The organism is Allobaileyella intestinalis (genome assembly GCF_009695865.1).
Taxonomy (GTDB): Bacteria; Bacillota; Clostridia; order Peptostreptococcales; family Anaerovoracaceae; genus Allobaileyella; species Allobaileyella intestinalis.
Window position 1 is genome coordinate 146,747 of sequence record NZ_VUNB01000005.1, and the last position, 17,339, is coordinate 164,085.

Here is a 17,339-nt window from a genome sequence, read left to right on the forward strand (position 1 = left end):
GATGAACTACAAAGATGAGTATTTGAAATGGATGAACAGTCCGGTGGTGGACGAAGATACTAAGGCTGAGCTGAAGGCAATTGAGAATGATGAAAATCAGCTGAAACTGAGATTCTCGGGAATGATGAGCTTCGGAACCGCAGGATTGAGAGAGGTTATGAGAGCAGGTCTCAACGGCATGAATATCTATACGGTAAGATATGCAACTCAAGGCCTGGCAGACCTGATAAATTCCTGCGGAGAGGATGTGGGAAGTGGAGTGACTATCTCCTACGATTCCAGGCACAACAGCTGTGAATACGCACGTCAGTCGGCTGCCGTTCTTGCCGCCAACGGCATACATGTAAATATTTTTGACGAACTGAGACCTACGCCGGAGCTGAGCTTCGCCCTGAGATACACAGGATCTATTGCAGGAATAAACATTACTGCCAGCCACAACACTAAGGAATATAACGGGTACAAAGTCTACTGGTCAGATGGGGCACAGCTGCCTCCAGAGCATGCAGCCCAGGTTTCTGCATCCATGGAGAGAAATGATATTTTTGATGATGTAAAGACCATGGATTTCGAAGAAGGTGTGGAGAAGGGTCTGATAACTCTCATAGGCAGCGAAATAGACGAGAAATATCTGGAAAAGGTTATGGAGCAGTCCGTAGGTTCCCGATATGTGGAGCAGGCTGCCGGAGATTTTACGATTATATACACACCTTTCCACGGAACAGGATACAAGCTGGTACCGGAGGTTCTGAAGCGCCTGGGAATGAAACACGTTCTCACGGTTCCGGAACAGATGGTGATCGATGGAGATTTCCCAACTGTTAAGTCTCCTAATCCAGAATACATAGAAGGTTTCGCTAAAGCCATTGAGATGGCCAGGGAGAACGACGTAGACCTGATTATCGGAACTGATCCAGATGGAGACCGCTGCGGCGTGGTAGTCAGAAATGGTGATGACTATGAAACCCTCACTGGAAACCAGATCGGTGTTCTTCTGCTGGACTATCTGATTACAGCCAGAAGGGAGCAGGGAACTCTGGCACCGAACAGTGCTGCAGTAAAGAGCATCGTTTCCACCACAATGGCCAATGCAATTTGCGAGGCAAATGGAATTAAGCTTTTTGAAACCCTTACTGGATTCAAGTACATCGGAGAGAAGATTAAGGAATTCCTTGAAACCGGCCAGTACACCTTCCTATTCGGATTTGAGGAGAGCAACGGATATCTGGCAGGAACCTATGCCAGGGATAAGGATGCAGTTGTAGCGTCCATGCTCATTGCCGAGATGGGATGCATGTACAGGACGAAGGGTATCAGCTTATATCAGGGCATACAGGCTCTCTATGAGAAATACGGATTCTTTAAAGAGGGGGTTACTTCAGCGTCATTCTCCGGCCTGGAGGCCAAGGCAAAGATGAATTCCATCATGGAAGGTCTGAGAAATGACCCTCCTGAAAAGCTGGGACTGAAAGTAGAGAGGATAAGGGACTACAGTACAGGAAAAATCCTGAACGTGAAAGACGGAAGTACTGGAGAAACAGGGCTTCCTGAAAGCAACGTCCTCTTCTATGACCTTGAAGGTGGCTGCTCCCTGATAATCCGTCCTTCTGGCACAGAACCGAAGATTAAGCTTTATGTAATGACCAGAGGACAGTCAGAGAAGGAAGCACAGGAGCTGTATGATCTGGTAAAAGCAGCAGGAATGGAGAAGCTGGGAACCGGCCAGAAGTAAGATGTGCCTGAAAGAGAGGGGATATGACAGATTAAACAGGCAGGACAAAAGATAAAATGAATCAGGAGCCGTCGCAATTATTAAATGGGGCGGCTCCTTTTATAGTGCTTCGTTTATAGTCATTTATTTCCTGGATCGGCCGGACTGCTTTGCCAGCCTGGCTATGGACCGGGCCAGATCTTCAGTAAAGAGGCTGCGGTTCATCCGCCAGCTCCAGTTGATTCCCACTGTTCCCGGGGTGTTTATTCTCCCTTCTGTGCCCAGGAGCAGGTAATCGCCTATTGGAATAATGCACAGGAAGGCCTTCGACATCAGTGCTCTCTGAACCATTGCAGCTGCAACGGAGCGGGGGCTGAAAAAAGGGGCTCTGCAGTTCTGGGACTCGTGAATACCCTGGCCCTGCCTGAGCCACCGGGTTACGAATTTCTTTCCGTTGTGGTCCAGCTGGTCATACCATCCGGCGGTAGTATCATTGTCGTGAGTTCCTGTATAGACAACGCTGTTAACAGGAATATTTTCCGGAAGGTAGGGATTATGAGGATCTCCGTCAAATGCGAACTGAAGGACTTTCATGCCTGGAAGACCTGCATCTTCCACCATTTCTTTTACGTCTTCAGTAATAAATCCCAGGTCTTCGGCAATCAGCGCCGTGTCTCCAAGAGCCTGGTGCAGGTGGCGGAAGAAGTCTGTACCAGGGCCCTTCTCCCATTGTCCTTCAGAGGCTATGCCCTTATCTGCAGGAATGGAAAAATATGAGCTGAATCCTCTTGTGTGGTCCAGCCTCAGTATGTCGAACTGCTGCAGGTTGTGACGGATGCGGGAGATCCACCAGCTGTAGCCCTGGGCCTTATGAACCTCCCATTGGTAAAGGGGATTGCCCCACACCTGTCCATCTGGGGAGAAGCCGTCAGGAGGAGCACCGGCAACATTCTCCGGTATCCTGTTTTCATCTAGCTGGAAAAGCTCAGGAGAAGCCCAGCAGTCGGCACTTTCGAAGGACGCATAGATGGGAATGTCTCCTACTATTGAAATTCCGCGGCTGTGGCTGTATTCCATTATCTTTTTCCACTGGGTGAAAAACAGGAACTGCAGCCATTTCACGTATTCCAGCTCCTGCTTGTGAGAAGTCTCGAAATCTTTCAGGGCCTTTGCTCTCCTGAATCGCAGGCCGGAAGGCCATTGGTTCCAGGCATAGGATCCTGTGAAATCTGCAATGGTCTGGAAAAGTGCATAGTCGTCCAGCCAGAATTTGCTGGCCTTGAGAAAGGCATCAAACTGTCCGTCAGGAATGAAGCGGCTGAAAGCCTTCCGGAAAACATAATCCCGGCCCTTTCTGACAGCCTTGTAGTTTACATTATCCTCAGCAGATTGAGCCCCACCAGATGAAGCAATGATCTGATCCATTTTTTCCATTTCTTCCTCAGTGACCAGGCCCCCTTCAAGAAGCTGCTCAGGATCAATGTAAATTGGATCTCCTCCGAAGCATGTCCTGGGCTGGTATGGAGAGTCGTAATCTCCTGCAGGATTCAGGGGAAGAATCTGCCAGCAGCTCTGGCCTGACAGGGCAAGCATGTCTATGAAATGGCGGGCTTCCTTGTCAAAACATCCGATTCCATGGGGGGAGGGCAGTGAAAAAACCGGCATCAGAACGCCGGCCTGCCGTTTCATCCAGCCAGGGGAGTCCCCATCCTTACGGGCCTTTGAAATTTCTTTTTTTAGTTCAGGGGGAAAGCTCATGGTCGTACCTCCGGGTGTTATATGTTCGCAAAATATGATACCACAGGTTAGACATTCAGCGGCTCAGATATTATAATAATTCGACGGCGTTAATGCCGGCAAAGCCTTGAAATCAAGTTGTAAGAAAGCAGAGGTGTTATTCAGTGGATATTAGAGTTGATATTTCAAATTCCGGAATAGATAACAGCGAAATCGCGGGATGCAGAGAGAGAGCACAGGCTGAGCTGAAGAAGCTGTGGACAGGGGAACTCCATTTCACCGGATGGGTGAAAGATCCATATGAATTTACAGATGAAATGATAGATGAGCTGCAGGAAACAGCAGAGAAAATCAGGAAAGACAGCAAGTATTTTCTGGTACTGGGAGTAGGTGGATCCTTCATGGGGGCGAAGGCGGTAATCGACCTGCTGGAGCCGGAAGGTGACAACAATACGAAGGTTATTTTTGCCGGATATAATTTCAGCGGCAGATATCTTCACCAGATAATGAATACAATAGGCGACTCAGATTTCTCTATCTGTGTTATCTCCAAGTCAGGAAGCACAACGGAAACTCTAAGCGCCTATGGAATTTTCAAGGAGCTGATGATCAGGAAATACGGACCTGAGGAAACGGCCCGCAGAACATATGTGGTAACTGAGCATAAATCCAGCTTCCTCTTTGACCAGGCTTCTGCCGAGGGAGCAAGGATTTTCGACCTTGCCCTTGATATAGGCGGAAGATATTCTGTTCTCACTCCAGTGGGACTTCTTCCTGTAGCCGTTGCAGGAATTGATATAAGAAAAATTATGGAAGGCGCCAGGAGCCTGGCTTCTGAAGAGGCATTCAAGGGAGAGGCACTGGATTACAGTATTGTACGGAACCTTTTCTATGAGAAGGGCAAGAAGATTGAGGTCTTTGAATTCTTCGATCCATATTGCGCATATTTTGGAGAATGGCTGAAGCAGCTTTTTGGAGAAAGTGAAGGCAAGGACGGCAAGGGACTTTTCCCTGCATCACTGATGTTCAGCAGGGATCTTCACTCCATGGGACAGTTCCTGCAGCAGGGCACCCAGTGCTTCTTCGAAACATTTATTACAGTGGACGAGCCGGGAGAGGACGTCCAGATTCCGGATAGCGCTATGAAGCCTTTTGCAGGTAAAACTATTGAGAAGATCAACAAGTGTGCTGTTAACGGAGTTGCAGATGCTCACACCAAGGCCGGTATTCCAGTTGTAAGAATATCTGTGCCTGAGATGAACGCCAATGTTCTCGGTCAGATGCTCTACTTCTTCGAGACTCAGTGCGCAGTTTCTGCACTTCTTTCAGGAGTGGACCCATTTAACCAGCCTGGTGTGGAAGCTTACAAGAAGGAAATGAGAAGCTATATAGAAGCTCTTTAATAACAGGAGATAATATTGAAAACTATTTATTTAGCAGGAGGATGCTTCTGGGGCGTCCAGAAGTTTTTTGATCAATTCGACGGTGTTGTGAGCACAGAGGCGGGATATGCCAACGGAGATACAGACAATCCCCGCTATGAGCAGCTTTACAGAACCGGCCATGCCGAAACTGTGAAAGTGGATTATGACGAGAGCAGAATAACTCTTACAGAGCTGCTGGACTTTTATTTCTCTGTCATTGACCCCACTTCCTTGAACAGGCAGGGTGCAGATACTGGCACTCAGTACAGGACTGGTATTTACTATGTGGATGAAGACCAGAGACCTGTCATAAGAGCAGCGCTCAAGAAGGCCAGCAAAGAATATAACCAGCCAATAGTAGTGGAATTCCAGCCACTGAAGGACTTCTGGAGGGCAGAAGAGTATCACCAGAAGTACCTTGACAGAAATCCCGGTGGATACTGCCATATTTCAGGAAACGCTTTCCGCATGGAGCACAAACGCAAAAAAAGATCTATGCGCATCTACCTGCTGCGCCACGGAAGGACGGATCTCAACAAGGAGAGAAGGCTTCAGGGGAGAATGAATATTCCCCTTAACGAAACTGGCGAGCAGCAGGCTCTGGAGATGAGGGACATTGTCAGAGAAAAGGGAATCGTTTTTGACAAAATTTACTCCAGTCCTCTGGAGAGGGCTGTGAGAACCTGTGAGCTGGTTACCGGCGTGGACAGGTCAGATTTCACTATTGACGACAGGCTTGCTGAAATGTCCTTCGGACCTATAGAGGGGCAGCGGTATTCGGATCTTACAGACGACCAGAAGTATTTTTTCACAGACCCGGGAAAGTACAAGCCTCTTGGAAATGGCGAGACTTACCAGGAACTTACAGAGCGCATCATGGGATTGATGAACGAGCTGAAAGATACTGAACCTGGGAAGAATGTGCTTCTGGCATCTCACGGAACTGCCATCCATGCAGTGCTGGCGGCAATACGGGATAAGGATATTGAATACTTCTGGGATGAGAATGTGGGAAATTGTGATATTACCTTCATCGACGTGGTGGACGGAGAGTTCCTGATCAGAGATGAGAAGCTGACTGTTCCCTCAGGTCTTATTCCAAGGGGAGTATCTTTCAACAAATAGAAGGGGTGTAGAATGATTGGAATTATTGATGTAGGCGGGGGACTCAGGGGAATTTTCGGAGCCGGGGTCACTGACTTCCTGATGGACAGAGGAATCATGTTCGACTACTGCGTGGGAGTTTCTGCTGGAAGCGCCAATATGGCCAGCTATCAGGCGGGGCAAATGTTCAGAAATTACGATTTCTATACAGAATACTGCTTCAGAAGCGAGACCATGAGCTGGCACAATTTTGCCAAGACCGGTTCCTATGTAGATCTTGAATACACTTACGGTGAACTGTCCAGTCACGACGGGGAGTATCCGCTGGATTTCAAGAAGATGATGGACTGCCCTGCGCCATTTGTAGTGGTTGCAACTAACGCTGAGACAGGAGAGCCGGAGTATTTTACAAAGGATGATATGAAGCAGGATGATTACAGTGTGATCATGGCTTCTTCCACCGTGCCGGTTATCAACAAGCCATATGAAATCGGCGGAGTCAAATACCTGGATGGAGGACTCAGTGATCCTATTCCGTACAAGAAAGCCTTTGAAGACGGCTGTGATCACCTGGTAGTTGTTTTGACCAGGCCGGTGGATGAATGGAGAAAGCCGGCGAAGGACGAGGCATTTGCCAAGATTCTTAGCCTCACCTATCCAGCTTCTGCAGAGTGCCTTTCTAACAGAGCTGATACATACAACAACCAGCTGGCTGAGATCATGCAGCTTGAGGAAGAGGGAAAGGTGCTGATAGTTGCTCCTGACGATATCAGCGGACTTCAGACTTTAACCAGAAACATTGACCAGCTGAAAGGTTTATACAGAAAGGGACTGGTTGCTGCCCAGGCCATTCCGGACTTCCTGGAAAAGAACAGACATTAGACTTTGAGCGGCAGCGGATTTGTTATATGATAATGTAAAATACTGACTATACCGAAAGGAGAAATAATATGCTCGACAGAAATGTATACAAACTGATCAATGACCAGATCAATGCTGAATTTTATTCAGCCTATCTCTATCTTGACTTCTCAAATTATTACTATGATGAGGGTCTGGATGGATTCGGCCACTGGTATGATATTCAGGCTCAGGAAGAAAGAGATCACGCAATGCTTATGAGAACCTATCTTCAGAACAACGGTGAGAAGGTAGTGTTCAACGAGATCGCAAAGCCTGACAAGGAGTACAAGAGCCTGGGAGATCCCCTTAAGTTCGGACTGGAGCACGAGCAGTACGTTACATCCCTCATCAACAAAATCTACAAGGCCGCAAAGGATGTAGATGATTTCCGCACAATGCAGTGCTTCGACTGGTTTGTTAAGGAGCAGGGAGAAGAAGAGAAGACTGCTGACGACATGATCAAGAAGTTCCAGCTTTTCGGCAGTGATCCTAAGGGCCTTTATGCACTTAACCAGGAGCTGCTCACAAGAACATATGCAGCACCGACACTGGTTCTGTAAACTGGTGTAATCCAGTGCTGAAGCCTGGACTTCCATCACTTTAGTTAACCGGGAAAAATTCAACAGCCGGACTCGTTTAATATGACGGGTCCGGCTGTTCCTGTGTGCAGGGGTTTTACGAGTTCACTGACAGGTGGTTCACGTTAGTTAATGTTGATGTATAATACTACCCGCTGATGTTATTAAGCATCAAATGCGGATACAATAAGGGTATTCGTTTCCTGCCGAAAACCAGAAAGAATTTTTGCAATGAATTTTAATCAGAAAAAAGACCTGAAATCAGCTATGGAGCAGGTCCGGATAATCAACAGCCTGGAAGAAAGAATCAGAAACTTTGAGCCAGAGGATTTTCAAAATGCCACCAGAAATTTCAAGCTCCGGCTCAGCAGGGGGGAAACTCACAGGGATATTCTGCCGGAGGCCTTTGCTGTCTGCCGTGAAGCATCCAGGAGAGTTCTTGGAATGCGCCACTTCGACGTCCAGCTCATTGGAGGAATCACACTGGACAGAGGAGATATTGCGGAGATGATGACCGGGGAGGGGAAAACTCTGTCGGCCACAACGGCAGCATATCTCAACGCCCTGGACGGGAAAGGGGTTCACGTCGTTACTGTAAACGACTATCTTGCCCGGAGAGATTCAGAGACCATGGCACCTTTGTTTTCATATCTTGGAATGACCACAGGATGTATTCTCAGCGGAATGGAACCTGGTGCCAGAAGAGCTGCATATGCCGGGGATGTTACATATGGCACAGCTAACGAGTTCGGATTTGATTATCTCCGGGATAACATGGCGGATGACAGGAAGGAGCAGGTACAGCGGGATCTTCATTACGCCATTATTGACGAAGTGGATTCTGTCTTGATCGACGAGGCAAGGACGCCGCTGATCATTTCAGGGCCAGATCCTTCAAGATCAGAGGATGAATATCTTAAAGCTGATGAATTCGTCAAGGGCCTTAGTGCTGATGATTATGAAATCCAATGGAAGGAAAGGCAGGTCAGCCTGACTGAACAAGGAGTTTCAAAGGCTGAGAACTATTATTCCCTCGGCAATCTTTCAGATCCGGAAAACATGGAGATATGTCACTACGTTCTTCAGGCCCTCAGAGCCAATCTAATAATGGCCCGGAATATTGATTATATTGTAAAGGAAAAAGAAGTTTTCATAGTCGATGAGTTTACGGGGAGGGTGATGGAAGGAAGACGGTTTTCAGACGGTCTTCACCAGGCAATAGAGGCAAAAGAGAGAGTCACCATAATGCCGGAGAACAGAACCCTGGCTATGATCACCCTGCAGAACTACTTCAGGATGTACAGAAAGCTTTCGGGAATGACGGGAACAGCCAGAACAGAGGCCGACGAATTCAGAGAAATCTACAATATGAACGTTCTCACTGTTCCCACAAACAGACCTGTAAAGAGAATCGACTGCCCTGATCAGGTGTTTATTTCGGAAAAGGCAAAGTGGGAGGCCGTTGTAGATCTTATTGAGAAGACCAGCCGCCGGGGCCAGCCTGTTCTGGCAGGCACAACCTCAGTGGAGAACTCGGAATATCTGTCACTTCTATTGAGAAAAAAGCACATCGTCCACACCGTCCTTAACGCCAGGAACGACAGGAAAGAAGCTGAAATAATCGCTCAGGCAGGAAGGTTCGGAGCAGTAACTGTAGCAACAAACATGGCCGGCCGGGGAACCGATATCCTTCTGGGAGGGAACCCTGATTTTCTCATAAAATCAGTTTCCTCCCGGAAGAGCCTTACGTCTGCAGATAAGAGAAAGCTTGTCCAATATTGCAAGAAACAGCGCCAGCGGGTGATGGAGCTGGGAGGCCTGCTGGTTATAGGCACGGAGAGGCACGAGTCCAGAAGAATTGATGACCAGCTGCGGGGCAGGGCAGGCCGCCAGGGAGATCCGGGAAAAAGCGTTTTCTATGTGTCCATGGAGGATCAGCTACTCCAGAGATTCAGCAGGGACGAGGCCGGAAAGATATCTGCCAAGCACAGTTCAGAGGAGAAAGGACCAGTTTCATCACGATTAATCACCGCCCTCATCGAAAACACCCAGAAAAAGGTAGAAGGCAACAACTACGCAATAAGAAAGAATGTTCTAAATTACGATGATGTGCTGAACCAACAGAGGAAGATCCTCTACGGCCAGCGCCAGAGAGTTCTGGAAGATGAAGACATTCAGAATCAGGTTGAGGAAATGATCGGAGAGACTGTTGAGGCCCTTGTAAAAAAAATGACCTCAGTGTCGAGATTCCCCGAGGAATGGGACTTTCAAGGTCTTGCAGAAGATTTGGGCCACGCCTTTAAAAACATCAGAATCGTAGTTCCTGAGACTGAAGAAGACAAAATGAAATTTACGGAGGAATCTGTGACTGACAAGTTGAGCAGGTTCCTGATCAACAATTACAGAGCCAGGAGAAATACCGGATCTCAGGTGTTCAGCATGGTTGAGAAAAAGATATTGATCACGGTAATTGACCGGTGCTGGACAGACCATCTGGAACAGATGGAGGTAATGAGAAAAGGTATAGGCCTTATGGCTCTTGGACAGAAAGACCCGGTTACGGAATATGCCAGGAATGGAAAGAGGCTGTTTGAAAGGATGAATGAAAGAATCTGCGCCGAGACAGTGAAGCTGGTCTTTCAGATAGAGGTGGAGCTTCTCTAGAATTTAACTAGCCGTGAGCAAGAAATCCCCCACCTCTATAGGTGGTGGGATGAATTGCGATAAACACGGCGTTTTTTTGACTTTTGTACCTCATGTTGTTATAATTAAAACATATTCAGTCGTAAATATTATAAAGATTGTAACTACTATGAAATTAGACAATAATAATCATTCAGTATTCGTGCTGCATTATCATCTTATCATGTGCATTAAATATCGTAATAAAGTGATAGATGATAAAATCTCAAATCGCCTCAAGGAAATCTTTGAGAAAATAGCTCCTTCCTATAACATCACGTTAGAGGAGTGGAATCACGACACAGATCATGTGCATATACTGTTTCGAGGACAGCCTAATACAGAACTAAGCAAATTCATCAATGCTTATAAATCCGCAAGCAGCAGGCTGATCAAGAAAGAGTATCCTCAGATCCGTAAATCATTATGGAAAGAAATGTTCTGGTCGCAGAGCTTTTGCTTGTTGACCACAGGCGATGTTACAGCAGATATTATTAAACAATACATTCGATCTCAGGGTAAGAAAGATGCCAAACAAAACAATTAAGTACAGGATATATCCTACAACTGAACAGTCTGTTATGTTTGCTAAAACCTTTGGCTGCTGCCGCAAGGTCTATAATCTTATGCTCTCCGATAAGATTGAAGGGTATAAACAAACTGGCAAATTTCCCACTGTAACACCTGCTAAATACAAGAAAGATTATCCTTATCTCAAAGAGGTGGATAGTCTTGCTCTTGCTAATAAGCAAATGGACTTGCAGGCGGCTTTCCGCAATGCTTTCAGTAAGTCCCGTAAAAAGAATAACGGGTTTCCAAAATTCAAATCCAAAAGGCATAGTCGCAAAACATATACCACGAACAACCAGAAAGGCACTGTTGCCATCATAGACAACAGATATATCAAACTTCCAAAGATCGGAAAGGTAAAAGCTGTTATTCACCGTACCGCTCCTGATGGTTGGGTTATTAAGTCTGCTACCGTATCTCAGGAATCAGATGGTAAATACTATATCTCTGTACTCTTTGAATTTGAAAAGGCTGTAAAATTTTATGCGGCCGACAAATCGAACGCTATTGGCCTGGACTACGCTTCTGATGGCTTATACGTAGACAGTAATGGCCATGTTGGAGCAAACCACAAATACTATCGCGAGAGCCACAAAAAGCTTGCTAAAGCACAGCGTAGGTTGTCGCGTATGCGAGGATCTAAGAAGCATGAAAAAAAGTCCAATAATTACATGAAGCAGCTTCTTAAAGTCAATAAAATCCATAGACATATCGCAAATCAACGTTTGGACAATCTGCATAAAATATCTACCGAAATAGCCAATCGGTACGATGTTGTTTGTGTAGAGACTTTGAATATGCAATCTATGGCCAATCATGGCTTTGGAAACGGCAAAGCTACTCTTGATAACGGATACGGGATGTTCTTATCTATGCTTGAATACAAGTTATCTGACAGGAATAAATATCTCGTCAAGGTGGACAAGTGGTTTCCATCATCACAGATATGTCATCGTTGCGGAACGCTCCATCCCGAGATGAAGAACTTGCAAATCCGCAAGATGAAATGTGATTGTGGCCTTGCGATCAGCCGCGACCAGAATGCTGCTATCAATATTCTGAACGAAGGATTACGGCTCCTTACTGAAGGAGCATAAAACTAAATATATAGTAGGGATGGAATAGCCCAAACTTATACGCCTGTGGACATTGTGTAAGACGTTAAGTTGCGTATCATCGTGGCTGGCGCAGTAGTGGTTGAAGCAGGAAGCTCCGACTTCTATAAGTCGGAGTAGTTCACGGAGGCAGGTTTTAAGGAAGATATGGTTCCGGATACAGGAACAGCCGGCTACGATGAAACAATAAGTGACACTTTTGTGAAAAATTGAATACATTTCGTTAAAACGTGTACTTCTCACCCAAATGGTATTGAAAATAATATACGGGGGGGGGGGTACACTATTTTTGTATATATTAAGGCAAAAACAATTATATAATTTCTTTTGTAGCTTTTTACGTTTATAGGAGTGTTAGATGATGACCAGCTCAAATTCTACAATGAAAAAAATTGGTGTGGCCGGAGCCCTCACTGCATCTATGGTCACAGGTATGGCAGGTGGCGTTTACGCTGATGTTGTCCCTGCAGATATTACTCAAAATGCCGGGACTCAGGCAGAGCAGACTGTTGAAAATGTAAAACATGTAAAGCCATCTACTAAGGCAGAGGCTAAGACAGCTCTTGATAAGAGCAATGAAAAGCTGAATCAGAAGAAAGCAGATAAGGATACTGCCGAGCAGGCTTATAATGACTCTTTGACTAACCGAAACAAGGCTAATGATAGCTATAACACTGCTGTACAGAACAGAGAAACAGCTGAGAAAACAGCGGATGACGCTTTCAATAACCTGGTAAATAACCAGAATGCAAAGCTGACAGAGGCTCAGAAGGCAGAGAAGGAAGCTAAGGATAATTATGATTCCGCAGTTCAGAAACAGACTGAGGCAAAGACAGCTCTCGATAAGGCTACTGCCAATAAGGAAGCCGCTGACAAGGCTCTTGCTGACGCAGAAGCAAAGTATCCTAACGCCGATCAGACCATTAAGAGCGATCAGACCGCAGTAGATAACGCTAAGTCTGAAAAGGCAAAGGCTGACCAGGATCTGGCTTCCGCTAAGGCAGCTCTCGCAGAAAAGCAGAATACAGCAGCAGCTCTCAAAACAAAGCTGGATACAGCTCAGACTAATCTGAATAATGCCCAGAATGCCATTACCTCCGCTAATAATAATGTAGCAGCTGCTCAGACAGAGCTGGACAGCGCCAAGGCAACTCTTGCGTCCCTGACAGAAGGAAACGAGGAGTATGCAGCAGCACAGCAGAGAGTAACAAGAGCAGAGAACGGCCTCGCCAGCGCAAAGGATGCATATAACCAGGCGGTAAGTGCAAGAGACGGGCTCGTAAACGAGAGAGCAGCTCTCCAGTCCCAGTATGACCAGGCAGTAGCAGAATCTGCTCAGTATACTTCTCTGGTGAACACTCTGACAGAAAAGCAGGGTGCTGCAGCTGCTAAACAGGGAGAGGCAGAGAAGGCTCAGTCCGCTAAGGATGCCGCAGATAAGAAGCTCGCCGATGATCAGGCTTCCCTCGAAGAACTGAAGACTGCACAGGCAAATGCGCAGACTGAACTGAATAATGCTCAGAAGGCTTATGAGGACGCAACAAATAAAGTAAATGAAGCGAAGACACAGCTCTCGCAGGAGAGGCAGAACGCTCTTGACACCCTGAACAATGCCAAGGAAGCCTACAATAAGGCAGGAGTTTCCTTCCTTGACTCTGTGCAGACCAGAGCAACAGTTGAAGACTGGCTGAATGCGATCAAAAACAGTAACATAAAAATTACAGCTACGGATCATCAGATCAATAACCTGAACGAGGGTATCGACGAGGAATTCCTCTATGGATGGTCGGATAAGTGGGGCACATATGATGGAGCACTCTCTGTAGAAGGGCTGAACCATGCAGCTGACCTTATCACTCTCTGTAACCAGAGAAGGGCAGCTGATGTGAATGACAAGGGAGAAGCATCTCACGCGCCTCTTAAGATCTCTCCTGACATGATGATCCAGGCTGCAATGGCCGCAATGGTCGGTTCCAAAGACGACAGTGACCATATCCTGTTTAGATATATGGACAAATCATTCAATAATATGTACGAATCAAGCTCTGAATGCCTCGCATTCGGATGGGATGATCCGTATGCCGGGTGGATCGATCAGGAGAAAGGTACAAGTTACGACGGACACTATCAGGCTGTGACGGGAACTTATAACCTTACGGGTCTCTCCTTTGGATATGGCGGACATTTCGGAAACGTCACTGCCCAGGAGTTCGGCTACTCAGAGTACGCTCTTCCAAATGCAAAGAGCTACACTCCGGAAGAGTTCAAGGCAGCTCTTGCGAACCACGTCTCTGCTTTGAAGGCAGCTCTCGACAAGGCTCAGGCTGATTACAACAAGGTTATGGCAAACAACTACACTCCTGACTACCTGAAGACAGCTAACGACAATCAGTCCGCAGCTAAGAAGGTAGCAGACACCGCTAAGACCGGTCTTGATAACGCCGCAAAGAACGTTTCAGATAAGACAGCCGAGATCACAGCAGATCAGACTGATGTAGCCAGCAAGGAAGCAGCTCTCAAAACAGCTCAGGACGCTCTGACAGCAGCTCAGAATGAGGAAACGGCAGCTCAAAAGGCAGTGACAGATTACGAGAAGGCTAACCCTAACCTTGCCGCTAAAGTAAAGTCCGCAAAGGATGCACTGGACGCAAAGGATAAAGAGATAGCCTCTGCAGAGAATGACATCAAGGATACAGAAGGATTCGTCAAGGAAGCACAGACCGAACTGGATAACGCCAATGACGCCATGAAGGTGTTCGACAAGAATATCCAGAACGCAAGAGATAGTGTTGCTGACAAGACAAACAAGCTGAATGACGCTAAGGCAGCTCTCGATGCCGCAAATAAAGCAGCTGAGAAGCCTGTTGCAGACGCAAAGGCAGCTGCAGAAACATATGAGAACGCTGTAAATGATGTTAAGACAGCAGATTCCGCAGAGAGGTCAGCTGAGAAGACAGCTTCCGACAAGGATGCAGCCCTCAAGGCAACTGAGAAAACTCAGGCAGATGATCTTGAAGCGATGAAGCCTCTTCTGGACGCAAGGACAGCCGCTGATAACGCTAAGGTGGGTCTTGAAAAGGCTGAAAAGGCAAAGGCTGATGCTGACAGCAATGTAGCAGAAAAGGAAAAGGCTTATAACGATGCTGTAGCAAATAGAAAGACAGCAGAGAGAAAGCTTCTCTCCGCTCAGAAGGTAAGAAGAGAGGACCCTTCCACATACAAGGAAGAGTTCCCTGAACTGGTTACTCTGGAACAGAATGTTACAGATGCCAGAAAAGCAGAGGCAGATGCTAAAACTGCACTGGACGAGGCTCAGAAGGATCTCCAGGAGAAGGACGTTGCCTTCGCTAACGCCAAGGCAGATTATGCAGAAGCTCTGGCAGATTATACAATTGCAAAAGCTGATTACGACAGCTTCGTAGATGCCGAGAGAAAAGCCGAAGAAGCAAGGAAGGCAGCTATGGCTAAGGTAGCAGCTGTGAACAACAGCAGGGCTCCTAAGACGGGAGACAGCACAGATCTCGATCTTGCCGCTCTTGGTCTTGCCGGAGCAGCAGCGGCACTGGCAGCATCCAGAAAGAGAAAAACAGAAAGATAGGTAATTTTATCTGCTATCATGACATGGAATGTAACGTGACAACAGTTTGAAGTCGAAAATTCCGCCGCACAGTACAAGGTCCACCTTGCGATTTGTGCAGCGGAATTTTCTTTTTATTTGATGAGAGGAAGCCTTACAGCGGGATTCGTCCCGAACCACAGTTTCCGCTGTAAAACCGGATCAAATTACATCGGAAATTCCCAAGAACCCAAAATCCCGCTGTAAGGCAATCCCCATGAAAATTTCAAAATCCCGCTGTAAGGCATTTCCACCACCCCATCCATCTTGCCGTAAACTGTCTTTTGCCATAGAATAGACCAATATATATAGAAGTTACAGATGATCACGATGATGATCTAAATCGAAAATACAGGGAGGAACTTATGACACAGAAGAAAGACTATAATCCGGCTAATCCTGATCAGGGCAACGGCCGCACCATGCTTGAGAGAATGAACAACAGTCATCAGTATCTGAGAGACCAGTTTTTTCCCATGATTCCATGGAAAGATGAGATGACCATGCTGGACGTTGGCTGCGGCGGAGGAGAGACAGTAAGGCAGATGCTTGGGATGAGCAGAGACAGCATAGTCTACGGAATAGATTACTCAGAGACGGCTGTGGAATATTCAAGGGAGAATAATAAGGACCAGCTGAACAGCCGTGTTTTTATTGAACAGGCTGATGTGGCATCCCTGCCGTTTGACTCAGATAAATTCAACATTGTAACAGCCATGGAAACCACTTATTTCTGGCCTGACGTGCCGGCAGGAATGAAGGAGATTCACAGAGTCCTGAAAGACAAGGGCGTTTTTGCAATTATCCTGGAAGCAGTTACACCTGGCCTTCACCAGGACTGGGACAGGAGTTACGGAGAAATAAACATATGGACTGTTGAGGAGCTTACGAAGATGCTGAAAGATGCCGGTTTCAGCAGTGTGTCAGCTCACCGGGGCACAGAGGATTCGGCTCTGATTCTCGGATATAAATAATAAATACGAATAATACAGTTAAAGTAATGATTACATTGTGAAGCCATGTACGACTTATTCAAATATGTAAACAGAACTGGATACGACCAGATATACAATTCCCTGTCACCGGAACACGCAGCCATTTTTCTAGGATTTGTTCTGGGCTTTGTTCAGATGCTCAGAATTTCCAGGAAACCTGGCAAAGAGAAACTCCTGAGAAGACTGGAGAAAATCTCCCTGTTTGTGATGGCATCAGGACAGGGAACCTATTTTGTATGGTTCTACATTACAGGAACCGGCGGAGACAAGTGGCCTCTTTATGCCTGCCGTATAGCCAGCATCCTGCTGCTCTTTACATATTTTGTGCGGTGGATGCCCCTGGAGCAGTTCTCAATATATACGGCCCTCTATGGAGGCATAAGCTCTATATTCTACTCATCTCCAAAGCCCTTTGCTTTCCCCCATGTAACGAGAATTGCATTTTTCATGACACACATAGGGCTGGCTTATTCAGCACTGCTGCGCATTCTCAATCACGACGAGGAAATAGACAGACGTTCTTTAAGGGGAGCACAGATTATAAACAGCATAATGATAATTGTTGTACTGACAATAGACATGTTATTCGATTGGAATTACATGTTCCTCATGACGCCACAGCTTCCAACAGGTTATCTTAACGTGCCTCTTCCTCACTATCTGCAGTTCCTGACTACCATTGGAGTAATCGCAGTGTATTTCTTTGCTGTGTTTGCTGCCTGGCTTTTCGCAAGGTTTCTGCAGCAAAAGTTCAGCCCCATGCACTATAAATGGGAAAAACTAGGACCTTCAGTGCGTAAGTCTTCCACACCTGTGGCAATAAGGCGGATACAGAACAGGCGCAAACAGAAAACAGAAGAAGACGACAAAAGTGACATCACAAAGGCATGACAATAACAACTTG

General features: G+C 46.5%; 12 protein-coding genes. 11 read left to right on the forward strand and 1 reads right to left on the reverse strand.

The window, feature by feature from the left end; translation table 11 throughout:
- The first annotated feature begins 1 nt into the window (after window position 1).
- Entirely contained in the window at window positions 2–1,732 is a 1,731-nt protein-coding gene (locus FYJ66_RS07045; RefSeq protein ID WP_154572808.1) for a phospho-sugar mutase, read from the forward strand.
- Window positions 1,733–1,855: 123 nt separating this feature from the next.
- Here FYJ66_RS07045 and malQ read toward each other — a convergent pair whose 3' ends face one another.
- Window positions 1,856–3,469 (reverse strand): 4-alpha-glucanotransferase, encoded by a 1,614-nt coding sequence (gene malQ, locus FYJ66_RS07050; RefSeq protein ID WP_154572809.1) that lies wholly within the window; start codon window positions 3,467–3,469, stop codon window positions 1,856–1,858.
- Between the two features lie 143 nt (window positions 3,470–3,612).
- On the opposite strand from malQ, the gene FYJ66_RS07055 reads away from it, so the two are divergent.
- The 10 genes from FYJ66_RS07055 (at window position 3,613) to FYJ66_RS07100 (ending at window position 17,326) form a co-directional block, all read left to right on the forward strand.
- Window positions 3,613–4,851: a glucose-6-phosphate isomerase gene (locus tag FYJ66_RS07055; protein ID WP_154572810.1), complete on the forward strand. Its 1,239-nt coding sequence runs from the start codon at window positions 3,613–3,615 to the stop codon at window positions 4,849–4,851.
- A 15-nt stretch (window positions 4,852–4,866) separates the two neighbouring features.
- Window positions 4,867–5,997 carry a peptide-methionine (S)-S-oxide reductase MsrA gene (msrA, locus tag FYJ66_RS09520; protein WP_154572811.1) on the forward strand — a complete coding sequence of 377 codons (1,131 nt, stop codon included), beginning with the start codon at window positions 4,867–4,869 and terminating at the stop codon, window positions 5,995–5,997.
- A gap of 12 nt (window positions 5,998–6,009) precedes the next feature.
- Window positions 6,010–6,858 (forward strand): patatin-like phospholipase family protein, encoded by an 849-nt coding sequence (locus FYJ66_RS07065; protein WP_154572812.1) that lies wholly within the window; start codon window positions 6,010–6,012, stop codon window positions 6,856–6,858.
- A gap of 68 nt (window positions 6,859–6,926) precedes the next feature.
- The gene (locus FYJ66_RS07070; RefSeq protein WP_154572813.1) at window positions 6,927–7,439 is read left to right on the forward strand and encodes a ferritin; all 513 of its coding nucleotides are present in this window, start codon (window positions 6,927–6,929) and stop codon (window positions 7,437–7,439) included.
- Window positions 7,440–7,688: 249 nt separating this feature from the next.
- The gene (gene secA, locus FYJ66_RS07075; protein WP_154572814.1) at window positions 7,689–10,121 is read left to right on the forward strand and encodes a preprotein translocase subunit SecA; all 2,433 of its coding nucleotides are present in this window, start codon (window positions 7,689–7,691) and stop codon (window positions 10,119–10,121) included.
- Window positions 10,122–10,269: 148 nt separating this feature from the next.
- A complete protein-coding gene (tnpA, locus tag FYJ66_RS07080) occupies window positions 10,270–10,686 on the forward strand; it encodes an IS200/IS605 family transposase (RefSeq protein WP_154572895.1) in 417 nt (138 codons plus the stop codon).
- Window positions 10,667–11,806 (forward strand): RNA-guided endonuclease TnpB family protein, encoded by a 1,140-nt coding sequence (locus FYJ66_RS07085; protein ID WP_154572815.1) that lies wholly within the window; start codon window positions 10,667–10,669, stop codon window positions 11,804–11,806. The genes tnpA and FYJ66_RS07085 overlap by 20 nt, the downstream gene beginning before the upstream one ends.
- A gap of 376 nt (window positions 11,807–12,182) precedes the next feature.
- Window positions 12,183–15,422 (forward strand): LPXTG cell wall anchor domain-containing protein, encoded by a 3,240-nt coding sequence (locus tag FYJ66_RS07090; RefSeq protein WP_154572816.1) that lies wholly within the window; start codon window positions 12,183–12,185, stop codon window positions 15,420–15,422.
- A 383-nt stretch (window positions 15,423–15,805) separates the two neighbouring features.
- A complete protein-coding gene (locus FYJ66_RS07095) occupies window positions 15,806–16,414 on the forward strand; it encodes a class I SAM-dependent methyltransferase (protein WP_154572817.1) in 609 nt (202 codons plus the stop codon).
- Between the two features lie 45 nt (window positions 16,415–16,459).
- Window positions 16,460–17,326: a YwaF family protein gene (locus tag FYJ66_RS07100; RefSeq protein ID WP_154572818.1), complete on the forward strand. Its 867-nt coding sequence runs from the start codon at window positions 16,460–16,462 to the stop codon at window positions 17,324–17,326.
- Window positions 17,327–17,339 lie beyond the last annotated feature (13 nt).

What these genes read in the sequence shown, in the direction of transcription:
- FYJ66_RS07065 (WP_154572812.1), top strand. Translation starts at nt 6,010, where the DNA reads ATGATTGGAATTATTGATGTAGGCGGGGGACTCAGGGGAATTTTCGGA.
- FYJ66_RS07045 (WP_154572808.1), top strand. Translation starts at nt 2, where the DNA reads ATGAACTACAAAGATGAGTATTTGAAATGGATGAACAGTCCGGTGGTG.
- FYJ66_RS07100 (WP_154572818.1), top strand. Translation starts at nt 16,460, where the DNA reads ATGTACGACTTATTCAAATATGTAAACAGAACTGGATACGACCAGATA.
- malQ (WP_154572809.1), bottom strand. Translation starts at nt 3,469, where the DNA reads ATGAGCTTTCCCCCTGAACTAAAAAAAGAAATTTCAAAGGCCCGTAAG.
- tnpA (WP_154572895.1), top strand. Translation starts at nt 10,270, where the DNA reads ATGAAATTAGACAATAATAATCATTCAGTATTCGTGCTGCATTATCAT.
- FYJ66_RS07095 (WP_154572817.1), top strand. Translation starts at nt 15,806, where the DNA reads ATGACACAGAAGAAAGACTATAATCCGGCTAATCCTGATCAGGGCAAC.
- FYJ66_RS07090 (WP_154572816.1), top strand. Translation starts at nt 12,183, where the DNA reads ATGATGACCAGCTCAAATTCTACAATGAAAAAAATTGGTGTGGCCGGA.
- FYJ66_RS07085 (WP_154572815.1), top strand. Translation starts at nt 10,667, where the DNA reads ATGCCAAACAAAACAATTAAGTACAGGATATATCCTACAACTGAACAG.
- secA (WP_154572814.1), top strand. Translation starts at nt 7,689, where the DNA reads ATGAATTTTAATCAGAAAAAAGACCTGAAATCAGCTATGGAGCAGGTC.
- FYJ66_RS07070 (WP_154572813.1), top strand. Translation starts at nt 6,927, where the DNA reads ATGCTCGACAGAAATGTATACAAACTGATCAATGACCAGATCAATGCT.